This is a genomic window from Streptomyces mayteni, assembly GCF_054783955.1.
Window position 1 is genome coordinate 158,376 of sequence record NZ_BAAGPR010000002.1, and the last position, 15,164, is coordinate 173,539.

The following is a 15,164-nucleotide window of genomic DNA, read 5'->3' on the forward strand; positions in this document are numbered from 1 at the left end:
CCACCGGCTGGCCGGGCCGAGCTTACCCGTCGAAGTGGGGTGAATCGGGGCATTGGGGGCTATTGGGGTGCGGTGGCTCGGGAGTGGTTTCTGCGTGGCCGTGAGCCGTGTTCGTCTAAGGTGATCCTCGGTACTCTCCGTGGGTTTACCGACACTGACCCACCGTTGGCGATGGGGGAAGACGATGGTGCCGACCGCCTTTGTCGATCGGGCCGACTCGATGGGCAGGTTGTCCGGGGTGGTGGGCGACCTCGTCGCCGGCCGGGGGCAGGTGCTGGCCGTCGAGGGCGGCTCGGGGATGGGCAAGTCGGCGCTGCTCGACGCGTTCGCCGGGGAGGTCGAGCGGGATCCGCGGCTGGCCGGTCGCTGCCGGGTCGTCTCCGTGCGCTGCCGGCCGGACGGCGGCCCTGACACCTCCTTCCTCCTGGCGCTCGAGGCGTTGCTCGCGCTGCGTCCGCCGGCGGAGACCGAGAGCCTCTGGCGGCGCGCCGGATCGGCCGCCCTCCGCTCGGTGCCGGAGCTGCTCGGCCTGGTCGTGCCGGGGCTGCAACAACTGGTGGCGGTCGGCCGGGAGGTCACCGAGGCGGCCATGCGCACCGGGTCCCTGCCGGGGGACAGCCTGTTGCCGCAGCAGGCGGCGATGGCCAGCCAGGTGGCGGGAGCGTTGCGAGTCCAGATCGCCTCCGGCCGGCCGGTGGTGCTCATGGTGGACGACATCCAGTACATCGACTTAACGAGCCTTCAGGTTCTCGACCAGCTGGTGGCCGCCATGCCCGACCTGCCGCTCGCCCTGGTCCTCGGCCACCGCACCAGGGACGGGCTGGCCGGCGACAACGCGGTGGCCGTCGCCGAGGTGTTGCAGGGCTGGGAGAACGCCAGCCGGCTCGACCGCGAACAGCTCTCCGGTCTCCCCGAGGACGCGGTCCGCGAGCTGGTGCGACTCCGGGTGCCGGGGGCCGGCTCCACCTCGCTCCCCGCCCGGCTCAGCGAGGCCACCGGCGGACACCCGATCTTCGTCGAGCAGATCCTCAGGCTGGTGCGCGCCGGCAACGCCGGCCGACCGGCGGCGGTGCCCACCGAACTGCCCGCCGAGCTGCCGATCGCGATCAGTCGGCGCTTCCACCGGCTCGCCGAACCCGTCCGCGACCTGCTGCTGAGCGGCGCGGCCCTCGGCCAGTCGTTCCTCTCCCGGGCGGTCGCCGAGGCGACGGGCGTGCCGCACGACGAGGCCGCCGAGCTGCTGCGCAGGACCGCCCACGACCACGGCCTGGTGAAGGAGCGCGCCGACCGACCCGACTGGGTGTCGTGGCTGGCCTCCGACCTCTACGAGTTCGAGCACGCCGCCCTGCGCGAGGGCATCTACGGCGAGCTGACGGCGGCTCAGCGGCAGCGCAGGCACGCCGACCTGGCCCGGGTGCTGGCCACCCTCGCCCCGCAGACCGGCCCCGGCGAGCCGCCCTGGGCGCTCCGCCTCGACATCGCCGCGCAGCTGCGGCGGGGCGGCCCGTCCTGTCTCGCCGAGTCCGCGGCGGCCCACCTCGGGCTGGCGCGGGACGCGGCGCTCGACGGGCTCTCGTTCACCGACGCCGAGCGCTACTGCGTCGAGGCCATCGAGGCCGCCCGGCGGCTGCCGCCGGACGGCGGCGACCGGGACCGGCGGCTCGCCGAGGCGGCTGAACTGCTGCTGAGCCTGACCGAGGTGCGCTGGCGGGGCCAGGGACCGCAGGGCGGGCTGCCCGACATCGACGCCCTGGCCGCCCAGGCCGAGGAGGCGGCTCGCCGGCTCGCCGACCCGCGGCTGCTGGCCCGCACCGCCCTGCAGCGCGGCAAGACCCTGATGGCCACCCGGGGCCTCGACCCCTCACTGGCCAAGCTGCGGGAGGCTGTCGAGTTGGCCGAGCGCAGCGGGGATCCGGTCGCGCTCTTCGTCGCCACCGTCGAGTACGGGCGGCAGCTGCCCAAGAGCGACCTGCGGGCCGGCCTCGCGGTGCTGTTCCGGGCCGAGGAGATGTACGCCGCCGAGCCGAGCCTCGGCCGCACCGACGACCCGGTGCTCCAGCACGCCCGCAACCTGAACGAGATGCAGCTCGGCGTCAACCTCTTCGACGCCGGCCGCTTCGGCCAGGCGTACGCCAGGCTGACCCGCTGCACGGCGCGGCTGCGATCAGAGACGCTCCGCGCCGAGCTGCCGATCGCGCTCAACTACCTCGCCCAACTGCATGTCGCCATGGGGGCGGAGCCGGCGGCCGAGGCGGCCCTCGTCGAGGCCCGCGCGTTCGAGGAGGCGAGGGGCGGCGACAGCGGCTGGCACGCCTACAACACCGCGCTGCTCGCTTCCGTGCTGGTCAGGCGGGACGGTCAGCGGGAGCGAGCCCGCGAGCTGGCCGGGGACGCCTGGCAGGAGACGCAGCGCACCTGGCTCGCCAACCTGGTGCCGATCGTCCGCAACCTCTACGCCGAGGTGCTGCTGGAGACCGCGGCCGGCCCCGACGACCTGGAGCGGGTCGAGCGGCTCGCGATCGACACCTGCGTCGAGACCGAGGAGAGCGGCATGAGCCGCAGCACGATCGCGGCGCTGATCCTGCGCTCGCGGGTGCTGCTGCGGCGCGGCGGGGTGGACGAGGCGGCCGAGGTGGCCCGTGGCGCGTTGGCGATCCTGGACCGGGACGGGGACAAGCCGGCGCTGCGCACCGAGGAGGTGCTGTGGTACGCCGCCGGGGCGCTCAGGGCCGCGGGCTACGGTGCCGAGGCCGACGCGCTGCTGGAACGGGCCAGGGCCGAGGTCCGCCGGAAGGCGGCCAGCATCGACGACCCCGAGCAGCGGCGGCGCTTCCTGTCGGACGTGCCGCTGAATCGCTGGATCCTGGACGGGACGGACGGGGACTGACGGGCTACAGTGCGACGAGAGCAGGAAGCGGAGATCGGCATGTTCACGATCACCAAGGAATTCCACTTCTCGGCCAGCCATGTCCTCGACCGGCTGCCCTCGTGGCATCCCTGCGCGCGCATGCACGGGCACAACTACGTAGTCGTGCTCGAACTCTCCGCCCGCGCGGATCAGCTCACCGAGGCCGGCTTCGTCCGCGACTACCGCGACCTCGATGACTTCAAGAAGTGGCTCGACGACACCCTCGACCACCGGCACCTCAACGACGTCATGGGCCCGGAGACCCCTACCTCGGCCGAACTCCTCGCCAGGTGGATCTTCGACGCCTGGGCGGACCGCTATCCCGAGCTGACGGAGGTCAGCGTCTCCGAAACCCCCAAGACCCGGGCCCACTACCGGCCGGCACCCTAGGGCTCTCCCTCCCGCAGCATGCCGCTCGCGCGCGCGATCGCGTCGACCTCCAGGGTGTCGCTGACCCGCTGTGCCTTGCGGTGGCGCTCTTCCTCGTCGAGCCGGCGGCGCATCTCCGCCAGCCGCTCCGGATCCTCCGCGACCTCGCGTGGCACCAGCGACCTGGCCCCCTTCACGTGCTCGCCGTCGCCGAGATCCACCACCACGTGCTCGGCACGGTCCTCGTGACCCGGGGAGAGCGCCCCGACCAGGCCCATCAGGGTCAGCATCTCGGCCTGCACCTCGGGGGTGAACAACTCCTGCTCGTCGGACTCCAGATGCAGCCGCATCATCCCGCCCCCGCCCGTCAGCCACGCGTCGAAGGCGCGCATCAGGAGGATGAACTGGTTCGCGGGCATCCGGGCGCGCAGCGCCTCCACGTACACCTCGAGCCGCGCCCGACCGCTCTCGTTGTCCATGGCTCTATCGTGCGACCCCCGGGAGGCGGAGGGAAGGCCGCCTTGGGCCGCGTCCCCTCAGGGGCGGCCGGTGTCGATCACGCAGAAGCGGTTCCCCTCGGTGTCGGCCAGGACCACGAAGTCGGCGTCGGCCGGGTAGCGGTCCCAGTCCACCAGCTCGGCGCCGAGGGCTGTCAGCCGTGCCACCTCGGCGGCCTGGTCGGCGGCGTCCCCCGCGTAGAGGTCGAGGTGGACCCGGGGGTACGGCTGGACCGGGGAGTCGCTCAGGCCCAGTGAGAGGTTCGGGCCAGGGCCCTCGGCCGGGACCAACACCGCCCAGTCGTCCTCGATCTCGTCCCGCGGCACATAGCCGAGGGCCGCGCTCCAGAAGGCGACCGCGCGGCGGACGTCGGCGGCGCCGAGGACAATCGATCCGATACTCAGCATGCGGTCGATGGTAGGAGGAGCCACTGACATGCGGCTTGCGGCGATCACCTGGGAGCGGCTGGCCGGCGAACTCGCCGGGATGATCGACGCCACGCCGCCGGCCGACGGCGGCTCCTGGCCGCGGGTGCTGGTCGACGGGGCGCCGGCCGCCGACGGCGCGGCGCTCGCCGAGGAGACGGCGCGCGAGCTGCGGCTGCGTGGCCGGGCGGCGCTCGTGGTGGCCGCGGCCGGCTTCCTGCGTCCCGCATCCCTGCGCTTCGAGTACGGCCGGCGGGACGCGGACGCCTACTACGAACGGTGGCTGGACACGGGCGCGTTGTGGCGCGAGGTGTTCACCCCGCTGGACCCGGGCGGCAGCGGCCGGGTGCTGCCCGACCTGTGGGACGCGGAGCGGGACCGGGCCACCCGCAGCGGCTATGTGGCGCTGCCACCCGGCGGGGTGCTCCTGGTGCACGGGGGGTTCCTGCTCGGGCAGTGGTTTCCGGCCGACCTGGCCGTGCACCTGAGTCTGACGCCCGCCGCGCTCGCCCGCCGGACCTCGGACGACCTGCGGTGGACGCTGCCGGCCTTCGCGCGGTACGAGGCGGACGTGCGGCCGGCGGAGTCGGCCGACGTCGTGGTCAGGGCGGACGACCCGCGCCGCCCCGCCTGGGGCGTCCGCCAGGCGTGACCGGAATCACCCCCGGGGCGGGGTGAACGGGGGCGAACCGACTTCAGCCGGACGGGAAACTGACACACTGGGTACTCGCACGGTAGGCGTACGGTGACCTGGGAGGTGCCTCCCAGGTCGGGTCTTGGCAGGGGTGGAGTCGGATGAGCGGCGAAGTGAGGCCGTACACCAAGGACGAGGTACTGCACGCGGTGGCCCTGATCCAGGCGCACCTCGCGGAGGATGAGGAGGCCGTGCGGGCGTTGCAGGACGAGTCCGAGGAGAGCGCGCGGCAGTGCGCCCGGGCGATGTTCGCGCTGGCGCACATCATCGTCTTCGGCCAGATCATCCCGGAGATGTGGGTGATCAAGAAGAACCTCGACTTCGGGCACACCAGTCACGTCCCCGAGCTCAACCTCGCGATCCACGTGCTGAAGCGGATGGAGGAGCGGGTCGGCCTCGCCCATGTGCACCCCGTGGTGGGCGCGCTCTCCGCGGGGGACGTGATGGATCTGATCGTGCAGTGCACCGGCACCAGGATGGAGGACGTGCCGGGCTTCCTCGACACGGTGCGCGACCGCACCCTGCGCTCCGTCGAGTTCTGACCACCGGGCCGCCCTACCGCCGAGCCGCCCCTCTCAGCCGGCCGCCGGCATGGTGAGCACGGCCGCGCCGTTGACCCGGTCGGCCGCGAGGTCGTCGAGCGCCCGGTCCGCCTCGTCGAAGGGGTAGGCCGTGACGGCGGTCCTGATCCGGTGTTCGGCCGCCGTGGCCAGGAACGCGCGGCCGTCCTCCCGGGTGTTGGCGGTCACGCTGCGCAGGGTGCGCTCCCGGAAGAGATGGCGCTCGTAGTCGAGGGGCGGGATGGGGGAGAGGTAGATCCCCGCGACGCTGAGCGTGCCACCGCTGTCCAGCGCGCTGAGCGCCACCGGCACCAGGTCGCCCACCGGGGCGAACAGGATGGCCGAGTCCAGCGGTTCGGGAGGCTCGTCCCCGGCGCCGGCGGCCGAGGTCGCGCCGAGGTCGAGCGCCAGCTCGCGGGCGGCGGGGGAGCGGGTGAGCACGTGCACGGTGGCGCCCCGGGCGATGGCGACCTGCGCGGTCAGATGGGCCGAGCCGCCGAAGCCGTAGATCCCGAGGCGGCCGCCGGGCGGCAGGTCGGCGCGGCGCAGCGCCCGGTAGCCGATGATGCCGGCGCAGAGCAGCGGGGCGAGTTCGACGTCCGAGTAGCCGTCGGGCAGGTCGTAGGCGTAGGCGGCGGGGACGGTCAGGTACTCGGCGTAGCCGCCGTCCGCGTCCCAGCCGGTGTAGCGCGAGTTCGGGCACAGGTTCTCCTGGCCGCGGCGACAGGCGCGGCAGGTGCCGCAGGTGTGGCGGAGCCAGGGGACGCCGACCCGGGAGCCGACGGGGTGCCCGGCCGCGTCGGGACCGGCGGCCACCACGTCGCCGACGGCCTCGTGCCCCGGGACCACGGGGGACCTGTGCGGTGGCAGGTCGCCGTCCCTGACATGCAGGTCGGTGCGGCAGACCCCGCAGGTGCGTACGCGGACCAACAGCTCGTCCGCCGCCGGGGTGGGCACGGGAAGCTCGACCTGGTCGAGGCGGCCGGGGGCGCGGACCACCCAGGCGCGCATGGTCGCGGGGATCTGATCCATGTCGCACAACGTACTGCGACTGCCCCTGCTGAGGCCGTTTTTGGGCGGCGGGCCGCTGATCAATAGGATCCGAAGATGATCATAAGAAGATGGTCGGCGATCGCCCTCAGCGCGCTCTTCGCCGCCCTGATGACGGGCTTTCTGTCGACGAGTGCGGTCGCCGATCAGTCCGAGTCCGAGACCGAGGAGGGACCACCACCGCGCGTCGAGCTGGTCCTCGACGTCAGCGGCTCCATGCGGGAACGCGACATGAGCGGGGGCCAGTCCCGCATCGCGGCCGCCCAGCAGTCGTTCAACGAGGTCATCGACGCCGTCCCCGAGGAGGTGCACCTCGGCATCAGAACCCTCGGCGCCGGCAACCCCGGCGACGACCGGGAGGCCGGCTGCCAGGACAGCCAACAGCTCTACCCGGTCGGCCAGGTGGACAGGACCGAGGCCAAGACGGCCGTCGCCACCCTGCGACCCACCACCGGCTTCACCCCGATCGGCCTGGCGCTGCGCGGCGCCAACGAGGACCTGGGCGAGGGCCCCGGCACCCGCCGGATCGTGCTGATCACCGACGGCGAGGACTCCTGCGGCGAGCCCGACCCCTGCGTGGTCGCCCGCGAACTCGCCGCCAGCGGCACCAACCTCGTGGTGGACACCCTCGGCCTGACCCTGGACGACGCGGTGCGCGAGCAGCTGAGCTGCATCGCCGAGGCCACCGGCGGCACCTACACCGCCGTGCAGGACACCGACCAGCTGACCGACCGGCTCAACCAACTGGTGCGCCGGGCCGACCTGCCGGTGGAGAACCCCACGGCCGTCGAGGGCGCCGAGAGCTGCGCCGACGCGCCCCAACTCGCCGTCGGCGTCTACAACGACCGCGCTGAGTTCGGCCAGCACCGCTTCTACCGGGTGCCGCTGACCGCCGGTCAGGAACTGCGCGCCTCCGTGAGCGTCGCCGCCGACCGCCCGGTCAACCCGGACTACGGCGTGCTGCTGCGGGCCGTCGACGAGGAGAGCCAGGAGCTGGTGCGCGGCACCGGCGCCGGCAGCGGCCGCACCGACGTGATCTCCACCGGGCTTCGCTACCCGGTGCCCGAGCTCGCCGAGAGCACGGACGACGAGGACACCCAGGGTGACCGGGAGTCGCGCGTCGTCTGCCTGGAGATCAGCAGCTCGTTCTCGGCGCCCGACGCCGTCGAGCGCACTCCCGGGCTGCCGGTGGAACTGACCGTCGACGTGGTGTCGGCGCCGGACGAGCCCTCCGACCTCGCCGCCTTCGGCCTGGCCAGGGGCTGGGTGCCGCTGCTGCTGCTCACGGGCGTCGGGCTGGTCGTCGGCCTGGCGTGGGGCCTGCTGGTCCGTCTCGGAATCGTCATGGGGAGGGCCTGATGAACAGGGCATCGCGATTCGCCGCACTGACCGCCGCCGTGCTGTTGGCCGGCGTCGGACCGGCCACCGCGGCCGACGGTGAGGACGGGGACACCCCGAACGAGGCCGGCACCGCGTTCCGTACCGCCACCGTGATCGACCAGGACCAGACCGCCACCGCGGTCGCCTCGGCCGGTGACTACCTGTACTGGACCTTCCCGGTCGCCGCCGGCCAGACGGCCACCGCGGAGGCCACCGTCACGCTGCCGGACGCCGCCACCCGCAGCGGCCCCTCCACCTGGCGGGTGGACGTCTACGACGGGCTGCGCCGCCGTCAGGCGTGCACCGAGGGCGAGCAGGTCGGCACCGCGGCGGAGGACGCCACGTCGGTCACGCTCAGCTGCACCGTCCGCACCGTAAGGAGCTGGGCCGAGCCCTGGTCGGACGACCCGCTGCCGGGCGCCTACTACCTGCGGGTCACGGTCTCCGACCTGCCGGAGCGCGACCTCGGCCTGCCGATCGACGTCGAGGTGGCGACCACGATGACGGACGCGGGCGGCTCGGCCGACCGCGGCGGCGACCTCGCCACCCCGCTGCTGCCGGTCGGCACCGCGGGCACCCTCGCCACCGGGGACGCCGGCGCCGACGCCGGTGACGACGGACAGGAAGCGGAGGGGGCCCAGCCGTACCTGGCCGCGCTGCCCGAGCCCGAGGACGGCTGGAACGGCGGCTGGTGGACCGATCGCTGGCTGTGGACCGCGGGCGGCGGCGTGCTCGGCGCCCTGGCCTGCGCCGGCGGCTACCTGCTGGCCAGGCCGCGCCGGTCGAGCGGCGTCTGAGCGGTCACGAGTAACGGTCACGAGGAGTGGTCGGGGCGAACAGCCCGGGGGACGGCGCCGGTTCGGTGCCGTCCCCTCGGCGGTTCAGGGCCCCGGACGGCGATAGCGTGTGCGCATGGATCACAGCGACATCGGCATAGACGAGATCCCGGGCCGCGCCGGCCCCGGCGCGACCGTGGAGGTGGAACCCCGCGGTGTGGGCGCGGTGCGCACCACGTACGCGCCGGAGCCGGACGGCGACCCCGACCCCGGGGAGATCGTCTGGACCTGGGTGCCCTACGAGGAGAACGACGGGCGCGGCAAGGACCGGCCGGTGCTGGTGGTGGCCCGCGAGGACGACGCCGAGACGCTGCTCGCCGTCCAGCTCTCCAGCCGCGACCGCGACCACGACCGCGAGTGGATGCCGCTCGGCACCGGGCCCTGGGACCGCTCGGGCCGGGAGTCCTGGGTCCATCTCGACCGGGTGCTGCGGGTGCACCCCGACGGGATGCGGCGCGAGGCCTGCGCCCTGGACCGCGCCAGGTTCCAGCAGGTCGTCCACAACCTTCAGCTGCGCCACGGGTGGCGCTGACCGACCGCCGAGGAGACCACGTGTCCGAACCCCTGGAGACCATGCCCCTGGACTGGCGGCGGGCGCTGGCCGTCGTCGCCCACCCCGACGACGTCGAGTACGGGACGGCGGCCGCCGTCGCCGAGTGGACCGCCGCCGGGCGCGAGGTGGCGTATGTGCTGGTCACCAGGGGAGAGGCGGGGATCGACACCCTCGATCCGGCCGAGTCGGCCCGGGTCAGGGAGGCCGAGCAGCGCGCCAGCGCCGCGGCGGTCGGGGTGCGCGAGGTGGAGTTCCTCGACCACCGCGACGGGGTGATCGAGGAGGGGACCGCGCTCCGCGCCGACCTGGCCGCCGCCATCCGGCGGCACCGGCCCGAGCTGCTGATCACCCTCAACCACCGCGAAACCTGGGGCGGCCGGGCCTGGAACACCCCGGACCACCGGGTGGTGGGCCGGGCCGTGCTCGACGCCGCGGGGGACGCGGGCAACCGGTGGATCTTCCCCGAGCAGCTGGGCGCGGGCGGTCTCGAGCCGTGGGGCGGGGTGCGCTGGGTGGCGGTGGCCGGCTCGCCGGAGGCGACGCACGCCCAGGCGGTGGGGGACGAGGCCGTCGAGCGGGGCGTCGCCTCGCTCGCCGAGCACCGGGCCTACATCCAGGCGCTCAGCGACCTGGCGCCCGAGGAGTACGCCAGGGACCTCTACCGGCAGGCGGCGGGGATGATGGCGGACCGCTTCGGCGGGCTTCGCTGCGTGCCCTTCGAGCTTTTTCCGCGCTGAGCTGGGCCGTTCTCGGTGGCCCTCGTCACAGCCCCCGAACGAGCTACGAAAAGCGATAGAAGGGAAATGTGACTAAAGGGCTGGGACTTTCGACCCTGGTCGCCGGGTAAAACGGCCCGGGGTTCGGGTGGCCCCCGGTCCGTGCGGAAGGAGCCCAGCTCAGAGTGGGTCCGATCGGGCCGAGGCGGATCGCCTCGGCCCGATCCGTGCGTTCTGGGGCTGGACCTCGAAGGGGTGTGAAGGGACTTTCCTCCCCCGTTTTCACTACGCGGTGTTCTAGTAACAACGGTCCTTGAAAACGGGCAAAGCGGTCGTTATCAATGGGACTCAGCCGCCCGTTTTGTCGACGGTCGGTCGGAATGTCCCCGAATCGCAGAGGTAGTCCCCCATGTCGAACACCAACGCGAACCGCACCCGCAAGCTCCTCGGTGTCCGCCCTCGAGTCGCCGCCGTCGTGACGGCCGCCGTCTGCGGATCCGTGGCGCTGACGGGCGTGGCGTCGGCGTCCGAGCCGGGCAACGCCGATGTATTCGCCTCGCACACCGCCACCCAGCTCGCCGACACGACGCACGGCCAGGCGCAGGCCCAGCAGACGGCCGCGGCCGACGCCCAGACCAAGGCCACCGTCAAGGCGAAGACCGACGAGGCCGCGCAGGCGGCCCAGGCCGCCGCCAAGGCCAAGTCGAGCAAGTCCTGGGTGTCCCCGATATCCGACGACTACTCGCTGACCGGCCACTTCGGCAACACCGGTGAGCGCTGGGCCAGCAAGCACAGCGGCCAGGACTTCGCCGTGCCGGTCGGCACCGAGGTCCACTCCGTGCACGGCGGCACCGTGGTCAAGGCCGGCGGCAACGGCGCCGGCGACGGCCCCGCCTACGGCAACGCCATCGTGATCAAGCACGCGGACGGCACCTTCACGCAGTACGCCCACCTCTCGAAGATCGAGGTCACGGTGGGTGAGAAGGTGGACACCGGCGAGACCATCGCCCTGTCCGGCAACACCGGAAACTCCAGCGGCCCGCACCTGCACTTCGAGGTGAGGACCACCGCGAACTACGGCTCGGCCGTCGACCCCGTCGCCTTCCTCGACAAGCACGACGTGAAGATCTGAGCGACCGGCCGAAGCCACCGCTGAGCCACCCGCTGACCCCCCGGCCCCCCGTCGGCCCGGGGGGTCAGCCCTGTGCGGCCCCGTTGTGGCCGCGCTGTGGCCCGCTCAGAACAGGGGCGCAGGCAGCACCCCCTCCAGGGCGAGCAGCGCCCGCTTGGTCTCCAGGCCGCCCCCGAAGCCGCCGATCCCGCCACCTGCCGCCAGCACCCGGTGGCACGGCACGATCACCGGCAGTGGATTGGCCCCCATGGCGGCGCCCACCGCCCGGGCCGCGTCCCGATCCCCGACCTGCTCCGCCAGCTCGCCGTAGCCGACGACGCTGCCGAACGGCACGGAGGCCGCCAGCTCCCGCAGCACCTGCCCGGTGAAGCCCGGGGCCAGCGACCAGTCGAGGGGTGTCTCGAAGACCTCGAGCCGGCCCTCGAAGTAGGCGTCCAGCTCGGCCCACGCCCCGGCCACCAGCGGCCCGGCCACCGGATCCTCGGCGGCGGGCACCAGCCGGCGCCCCAGGACCCCCTCGAGCCGGGCCAGGGACCGCCGAACCGCGCGGGCGTCCGCGTGGAAGACGACAAGCACCAGGCCCCGCTCCGTGGCGGCGAGCAGCAGTGGCCCGATCGGCGTCTCCCGGACCGACCAGGCTGCCGGGGGTACCTCCCGGGCCCCCAGCGGCTCCCCGGCACCGGTGGCGGGCCGGGGAGCGTCACGCGTGTCACGGCTCATGGAGGGCAGCCTAGGCGGCCCCACTGACAGTCCCCGGCGGAGCCGGCCGCCGGCCGGCACCACCGGGACCCGTCAGTCCTCCAGACCCTCGCGGACCCGCTCGGGGAAGTTGGTGATGATGCCGTCCACGCCGAGCGCCGCGATCCGGGCCGCCGTCGCCCCGTCGTTGATCGTCCAGGCGTAGACCTCCAGCGGCCTGCCGTGCGCGCCCCTGACGTCCTGGATGCCGGCCACGTACTCGGCGGTCAGGTCCCCGTACCGCGGGTTGATCTGGTCGGCGAACTCGGCGTAGTCCGGCACGTCGGCCAGCGCGGGGGTGCCGAGGAAGCCGGTGATCACCCGGGGCGCCAGCTCGTGCACGGTGCGCACGGAGTCGGCGCCGAAGCTCTGCACCACGAGCCGGTCGCCAGGGCGGCCGCGCAGCCAGCCCTCGTCGCCGAGTTCGTCGAGGATCTCCGCCTCGATCCCCGGGTAGAGCTCGGGGGCCTTGATCTCGAGCAGCAGGCTCTGCCGGTTCTCACCCAGCAGGTCGAGGTAGTCGCCCAGGGTGGGCACCGGCTCGTCGGCGAACTCCGCGCCGAACCAGCTGCCGGCGTCCAGGGTGGCGATCTCCTCCGCCGTGAAGTCCGACACGTTCCACGGCGCGCGGTCGGGGAAGAGCTCCTCGACGTTCGTGGTGCGGCTCAGCGTGGTGTCGTGCATCAGCACCAGCTCGCCGTCCGCGGTCCGCTGCACGTCCGTCTCGACCCACTCGGTGTCCAGCTCGTCGGCGGCGTCCACCGCGGCCAGGGTGTTCTCCGGCGCGTGGCCGGAGGCGCCGCGGTGCGCCACGATCAGCGGCCCGCGGTCCCAGCCGAACGCCGGGGCGGCCAGCGAGGCCGGTGCCACGACCGCTCCGGCGGGCACCAGGACCGCGAGCGTCCCGACCGTGACGAGCCCGCTGAGCCGGCCCCGCAGGACGGTGGTGAGCAACTTGGGCATGGGGGACTCCTTGACTCCAGAGCGAATCCCGGGCGGCGCCGAGCGCGCCGTCCGGGCCGGGCGGAACGCGGGGAGCCTCCCCATCACCGGGAACGAGCAGGGAGGACAACGGTTACCGAGAGCTGAACTCGTGGGGACGACCGGTCAGCCAGCCCGCGTTGTCAGTGCCGAGTCGTACGGTGGGTGCCATGCGGCCCGTTTCTCACATCGAACGTACGGTGGCGCCCTTCGAGGTCGTCAGCCCTTATCAGCCAAGCGGCGACCAGCCTTCGGCCATTTCGGAGCTGGAGCGGCGCGTCGGCGGAGGCGAGAAGGACGTCGTCCTGCTCGGCGCCACCGGCACCGGCAAGTCGGCGACCACCGCGTGGATGATCGAGCGGCTGCAGCGGCCCACTCTGGTCATGGCGCCCAACAAGACCCTGGCCGCCCAGCTGGCCAACGAGTTCCGCGAGCTCCTGCCGAACAACGCCATCGAGTACTTCGTCTCGTACTACGACTACTTCCAGCCCGAGGCGTACGTCCCCCAGACGGACACCTACATCGAGAAGGACTCCTCGATCAACGAGGAGGTCGAGCGGCTCAGGCACAGCGCGACGAACTCGCTGCTCACCCGCCGCGACGTGGTGGTCGTCGCCTCCGTCTCCTGCATCTACGGCCTGGGCACCCCCCAGGAGTACGTCGACCGGATGGTGCCGCTCAAGGTCGGCCAGGAGATCGACAGGGACGCGATGCTGCGTCGCTTCGTCGACATCCAGTACACCAGGAACGACCTGTCGTTCACCCGCGGCACCTTCCGGGTCCGCGGCGACACGATCGAGATCTTCCCGGTCTACGAGGAGCTGGCCGTCCGCATCGAGATGTTCGGCGACGAGATCGAGGCCCTCTCCACCCTGCACCCGCTCACCGGCGAGGTGATCTCGGAGGACGACCACCTCTACGTGTTCCCCGCCTCGCACTACGTCGCCGGCCCGGAGCGGATGGAGCGCGCGATCTCCGGGATCGAGGCCGAGCTGGCCGGGCGGCTGGCCACCCTGGAGCAGCAGGGCAAGCTGCTCGAGGCCCAGCGGCTCCGCATGCGCACCAGCTACGACATCGAGATGATGCGGCAGATCGGCACCTGCTCCGGCATCGAGAACTACTCGCTGCACATCGACGGCCGCGAGTCCGGCTCCCCGCCGCACACCCTCCTCGACTACTTCCCCGACGACTTCCTGCTGGTCATCGACGAGTCGCACAACACCGTGCCGCAGATCGGCGCCATGTACGAGGGCGACGCCTCCCGGAAGCGCACCCTGGTCGACCACGGCTTCCGGCTGCCGTCCGCCGTCGACAACCGGCCGCTGAAGTGGGAGGAGTTCCTGGAGCGCATCGGGCAGGCCGTCTACCTGTCGGCCACCCCCGGGCCCTACGAGCTCTCCCGCTCCGACGGTGTGGTCGAGCAGATCATCCGTCCCACCGGTCTCATCGACCCCGAGGTGGTGGTCAAGCCCACCGAGGGCCAGATCGACGACCTGGTGCACGAGATCCGCACCCGGGTCGAGAAGGACGAGCGGGTTCTCGTCACCACTCTGACCAAGAAGATGGCCGAGGACCTCACCGACTACTTCCTCGAACTGGGCATCCGGGTCCGCTACCTGCACAGCGACGTCGACACCCTGCGCCGCGTCGAGCTGCTGCGCGAGCTGCGCGCCGGCGAGTTCGACGTGCTGGTGGGGATCAACCTGCTCCGGGAGGGCCTCGACCTGCCCGAGGTCTCGCTGGTCGCCATCCTGGACGCGGACAAGGAGGGCTTCCTCCGCTCCGGCACCTCGCTGATCCAGACCATCGGCCGCGCCGCGCGGAACGTGTCGGGCCAGGTCCACATGTACGCCGACCGGATCACCCCGGCCATGGAGCGGGCGATCGACGAGACCAACCGGCGCCGCGTCAAGCAGGTCGCCTACAACGAGGCCCACGGCATCGACCCGCAGCCGCTGCGCAAGAAGATCAACGACATCGTGGCGACCATCGCCCGCGAGAGCGTGGACACCCAGGAGCTGCTCGGTTCCGGCTACCGCAAGCAGGACGGCGGCGGGAAGGGCAAGGCCCCGGTGCCCGCCGCCTCCCGCAAGGGCGGCAAGGGCGGTAAGGAGCTCACCGACCGGCCGGCCACCGAGCTGGCCGAGACCATCGAGGACCTGACCGCCCGGATGCGGGCCGCCGCCGCCGAGCTGCAGTTCGAGATCGCCGCCCGGCTGCGGGACGAGCTCTCCGACCTCAAGAAGGAACTCCGCCAGATGCGGGAGGTCGGCCTCAAGTAGCGCCCTCACGGGGTGGGCCCGCCCCCGAGGGGGCGGGCCCAC

At 72.8% G+C, this 15,164-nt stretch carries 15 protein-coding genes; 10 read left to right on the top strand and 5 right to left on the bottom strand.

Annotated features, from left to right (window positions below; genetic code table 11):
* The first annotated feature begins 184 nt into the window (after positions 1-184).
* The gene (locus tag ACYVPE_RS01775) at positions 185-2,887 is read left to right on the top strand and encodes an AAA family ATPase (RefSeq protein ID WP_461031540.1); all 2,703 of its coding nucleotides are present in this window, start codon (positions 185-187) and stop codon (positions 2,885-2,887) included.
* Between the two features lie 39 nt (positions 2,888-2,926).
* On the top strand, positions 2,927-3,298 hold the full coding sequence (locus ACYVPE_RS01780) for a 6-pyruvoyl trahydropterin synthase family protein (RefSeq protein WP_461031541.1): 372 nt from the start codon (positions 2,927-2,929) through the stop codon (positions 3,296-3,298).
* Here ACYVPE_RS01780 and ACYVPE_RS01785 read toward each other — a convergent pair.
* Together ACYVPE_RS01785 and ACYVPE_RS01790 are read right to left on the bottom strand one after the other, a co-directional pair.
* The gene (locus ACYVPE_RS01785; RefSeq protein WP_461031542.1) at positions 3,295-3,756 is read right to left on the bottom strand and encodes a hypothetical protein; all 462 of its coding nucleotides are present in this window, start codon (positions 3,754-3,756) and stop codon (positions 3,295-3,297) included. The genes ACYVPE_RS01780 and ACYVPE_RS01785 overlap by 4 nt on opposite strands.
* A gap of 57 nt (positions 3,757-3,813) precedes the next feature.
* Positions 3,814-4,182: a VOC family protein gene (locus ACYVPE_RS01790; protein ID WP_461031543.1), complete on the bottom strand. Its 369-nt coding sequence runs from the start codon at positions 4,180-4,182 to the stop codon at positions 3,814-3,816.
* Between the two features lie 28 nt (positions 4,183-4,210).
* Here ACYVPE_RS01790 and ACYVPE_RS01795 point away from each other — a divergent pair, with 28 nt between their 5' ends.
* Complete coding sequence (locus tag ACYVPE_RS01795; protein ID WP_461031544.1) at positions 4,211-4,852, top strand: nucleoside/nucleotide kinase family protein; 642 nt, start codon at positions 4,211-4,213, stop codon at positions 4,850-4,852.
* A gap of 143 nt (positions 4,853-4,995) precedes the next feature.
* Complete coding sequence (locus ACYVPE_RS01800) at positions 4,996-5,436, top strand: DUF6224 family protein (RefSeq protein ID WP_132819299.1); 441 nt, start codon at positions 4,996-4,998, stop codon at positions 5,434-5,436.
* Positions 5,437-5,469: 33 nt separating this feature from the next.
* Here the strand turns inward: ACYVPE_RS01800 and ACYVPE_RS01805 are convergent, their stop codons facing one another.
* A complete protein-coding gene (locus ACYVPE_RS01805) occupies positions 5,470-6,465 on the bottom strand; it encodes a zinc-dependent alcohol dehydrogenase family protein (protein WP_461031584.1) in 996 nt (331 codons plus the stop codon).
* 96 nt (positions 6,466-6,561) lie between these two features.
* On the opposite strand from ACYVPE_RS01805, the gene ACYVPE_RS01810 reads away from it, so the two are divergent.
* The 5 genes from ACYVPE_RS01810 to ACYVPE_RS01830 all read left to right on the top strand — a co-directional run bounded on the left by ACYVPE_RS01810 (position 6,562) and on the right by ACYVPE_RS01830 (position 11,121).
* Positions 6,562-7,863 carry a VWA domain-containing protein gene (locus ACYVPE_RS01810; RefSeq protein ID WP_461031545.1) on the top strand — a complete coding sequence of 434 codons (1,302 nt, stop codon included), beginning with the start codon at positions 6,562-6,564 and terminating at the stop codon, positions 7,861-7,863.
* Positions 7,863-8,681, top strand: a complete 819-nt coding sequence (locus tag ACYVPE_RS01815) for a hypothetical protein (RefSeq protein ID WP_461031546.1) — start codon at positions 7,863-7,865, stop codon at positions 8,679-8,681. Before ACYVPE_RS01810 ends, ACYVPE_RS01815 begins: the two co-directional genes overlap by 1 nt.
* 115 nt (positions 8,682-8,796) lie before the next feature.
* A complete protein-coding gene (locus ACYVPE_RS01820) occupies positions 8,797-9,252 on the top strand; it encodes a type II toxin-antitoxin system PemK/MazF family toxin (protein WP_461031547.1) in 456 nt (151 codons plus the stop codon).
* A 41-nt stretch (positions 9,253-9,293) separates the two neighbouring features.
* The gene (locus ACYVPE_RS01825) at positions 9,294-10,010 is read left to right on the top strand and encodes a PIG-L deacetylase family protein (protein WP_461031585.1); all 717 of its coding nucleotides are present in this window, start codon (positions 9,294-9,296) and stop codon (positions 10,008-10,010) included.
* A gap of 388 nt (positions 10,011-10,398) precedes the next feature.
* Positions 10,399-11,121, top strand: a complete 723-nt coding sequence (locus ACYVPE_RS01830) for a M23 family metallopeptidase (RefSeq protein WP_461031548.1) — start codon at positions 10,399-10,401, stop codon at positions 11,119-11,121.
* A gap of 105 nt (positions 11,122-11,226) precedes the next feature.
* Here ACYVPE_RS01830 and ACYVPE_RS01835 read toward each other — a convergent pair whose 3' ends face one another.
* Together ACYVPE_RS01835 and ACYVPE_RS01840 are read right to left on the bottom strand one after the other, a co-directional pair.
* Positions 11,227-11,841 (bottom strand): methylated-DNA--[protein]-cysteine S-methyltransferase, encoded by a 615-nt coding sequence (locus tag ACYVPE_RS01835; protein WP_461031549.1) that lies wholly within the window; start codon positions 11,839-11,841, stop codon positions 11,227-11,229.
* A 72-nt stretch (positions 11,842-11,913) separates the two neighbouring features.
* Positions 11,914-12,822 carry a glycerophosphodiester phosphodiesterase gene (locus tag ACYVPE_RS01840; protein ID WP_461031550.1) on the bottom strand — a complete coding sequence of 303 codons (909 nt, stop codon included), beginning with the start codon at positions 12,820-12,822 and terminating at the stop codon, positions 11,914-11,916.
* 188 nt (positions 12,823-13,010) lie between these two features.
* Here ACYVPE_RS01840 and uvrB point away from each other — a divergent pair, with 188 nt between their 5' ends.
* On the top strand, positions 13,011-15,122 hold the full coding sequence (uvrB, locus tag ACYVPE_RS01845) for an excinuclease ABC subunit UvrB (RefSeq protein WP_461031551.1): 2,112 nt from the start codon (positions 13,011-13,013) through the stop codon (positions 15,120-15,122).
* The last annotated feature ends 42 nt before the right edge of the window (positions 15,123-15,164 follow it).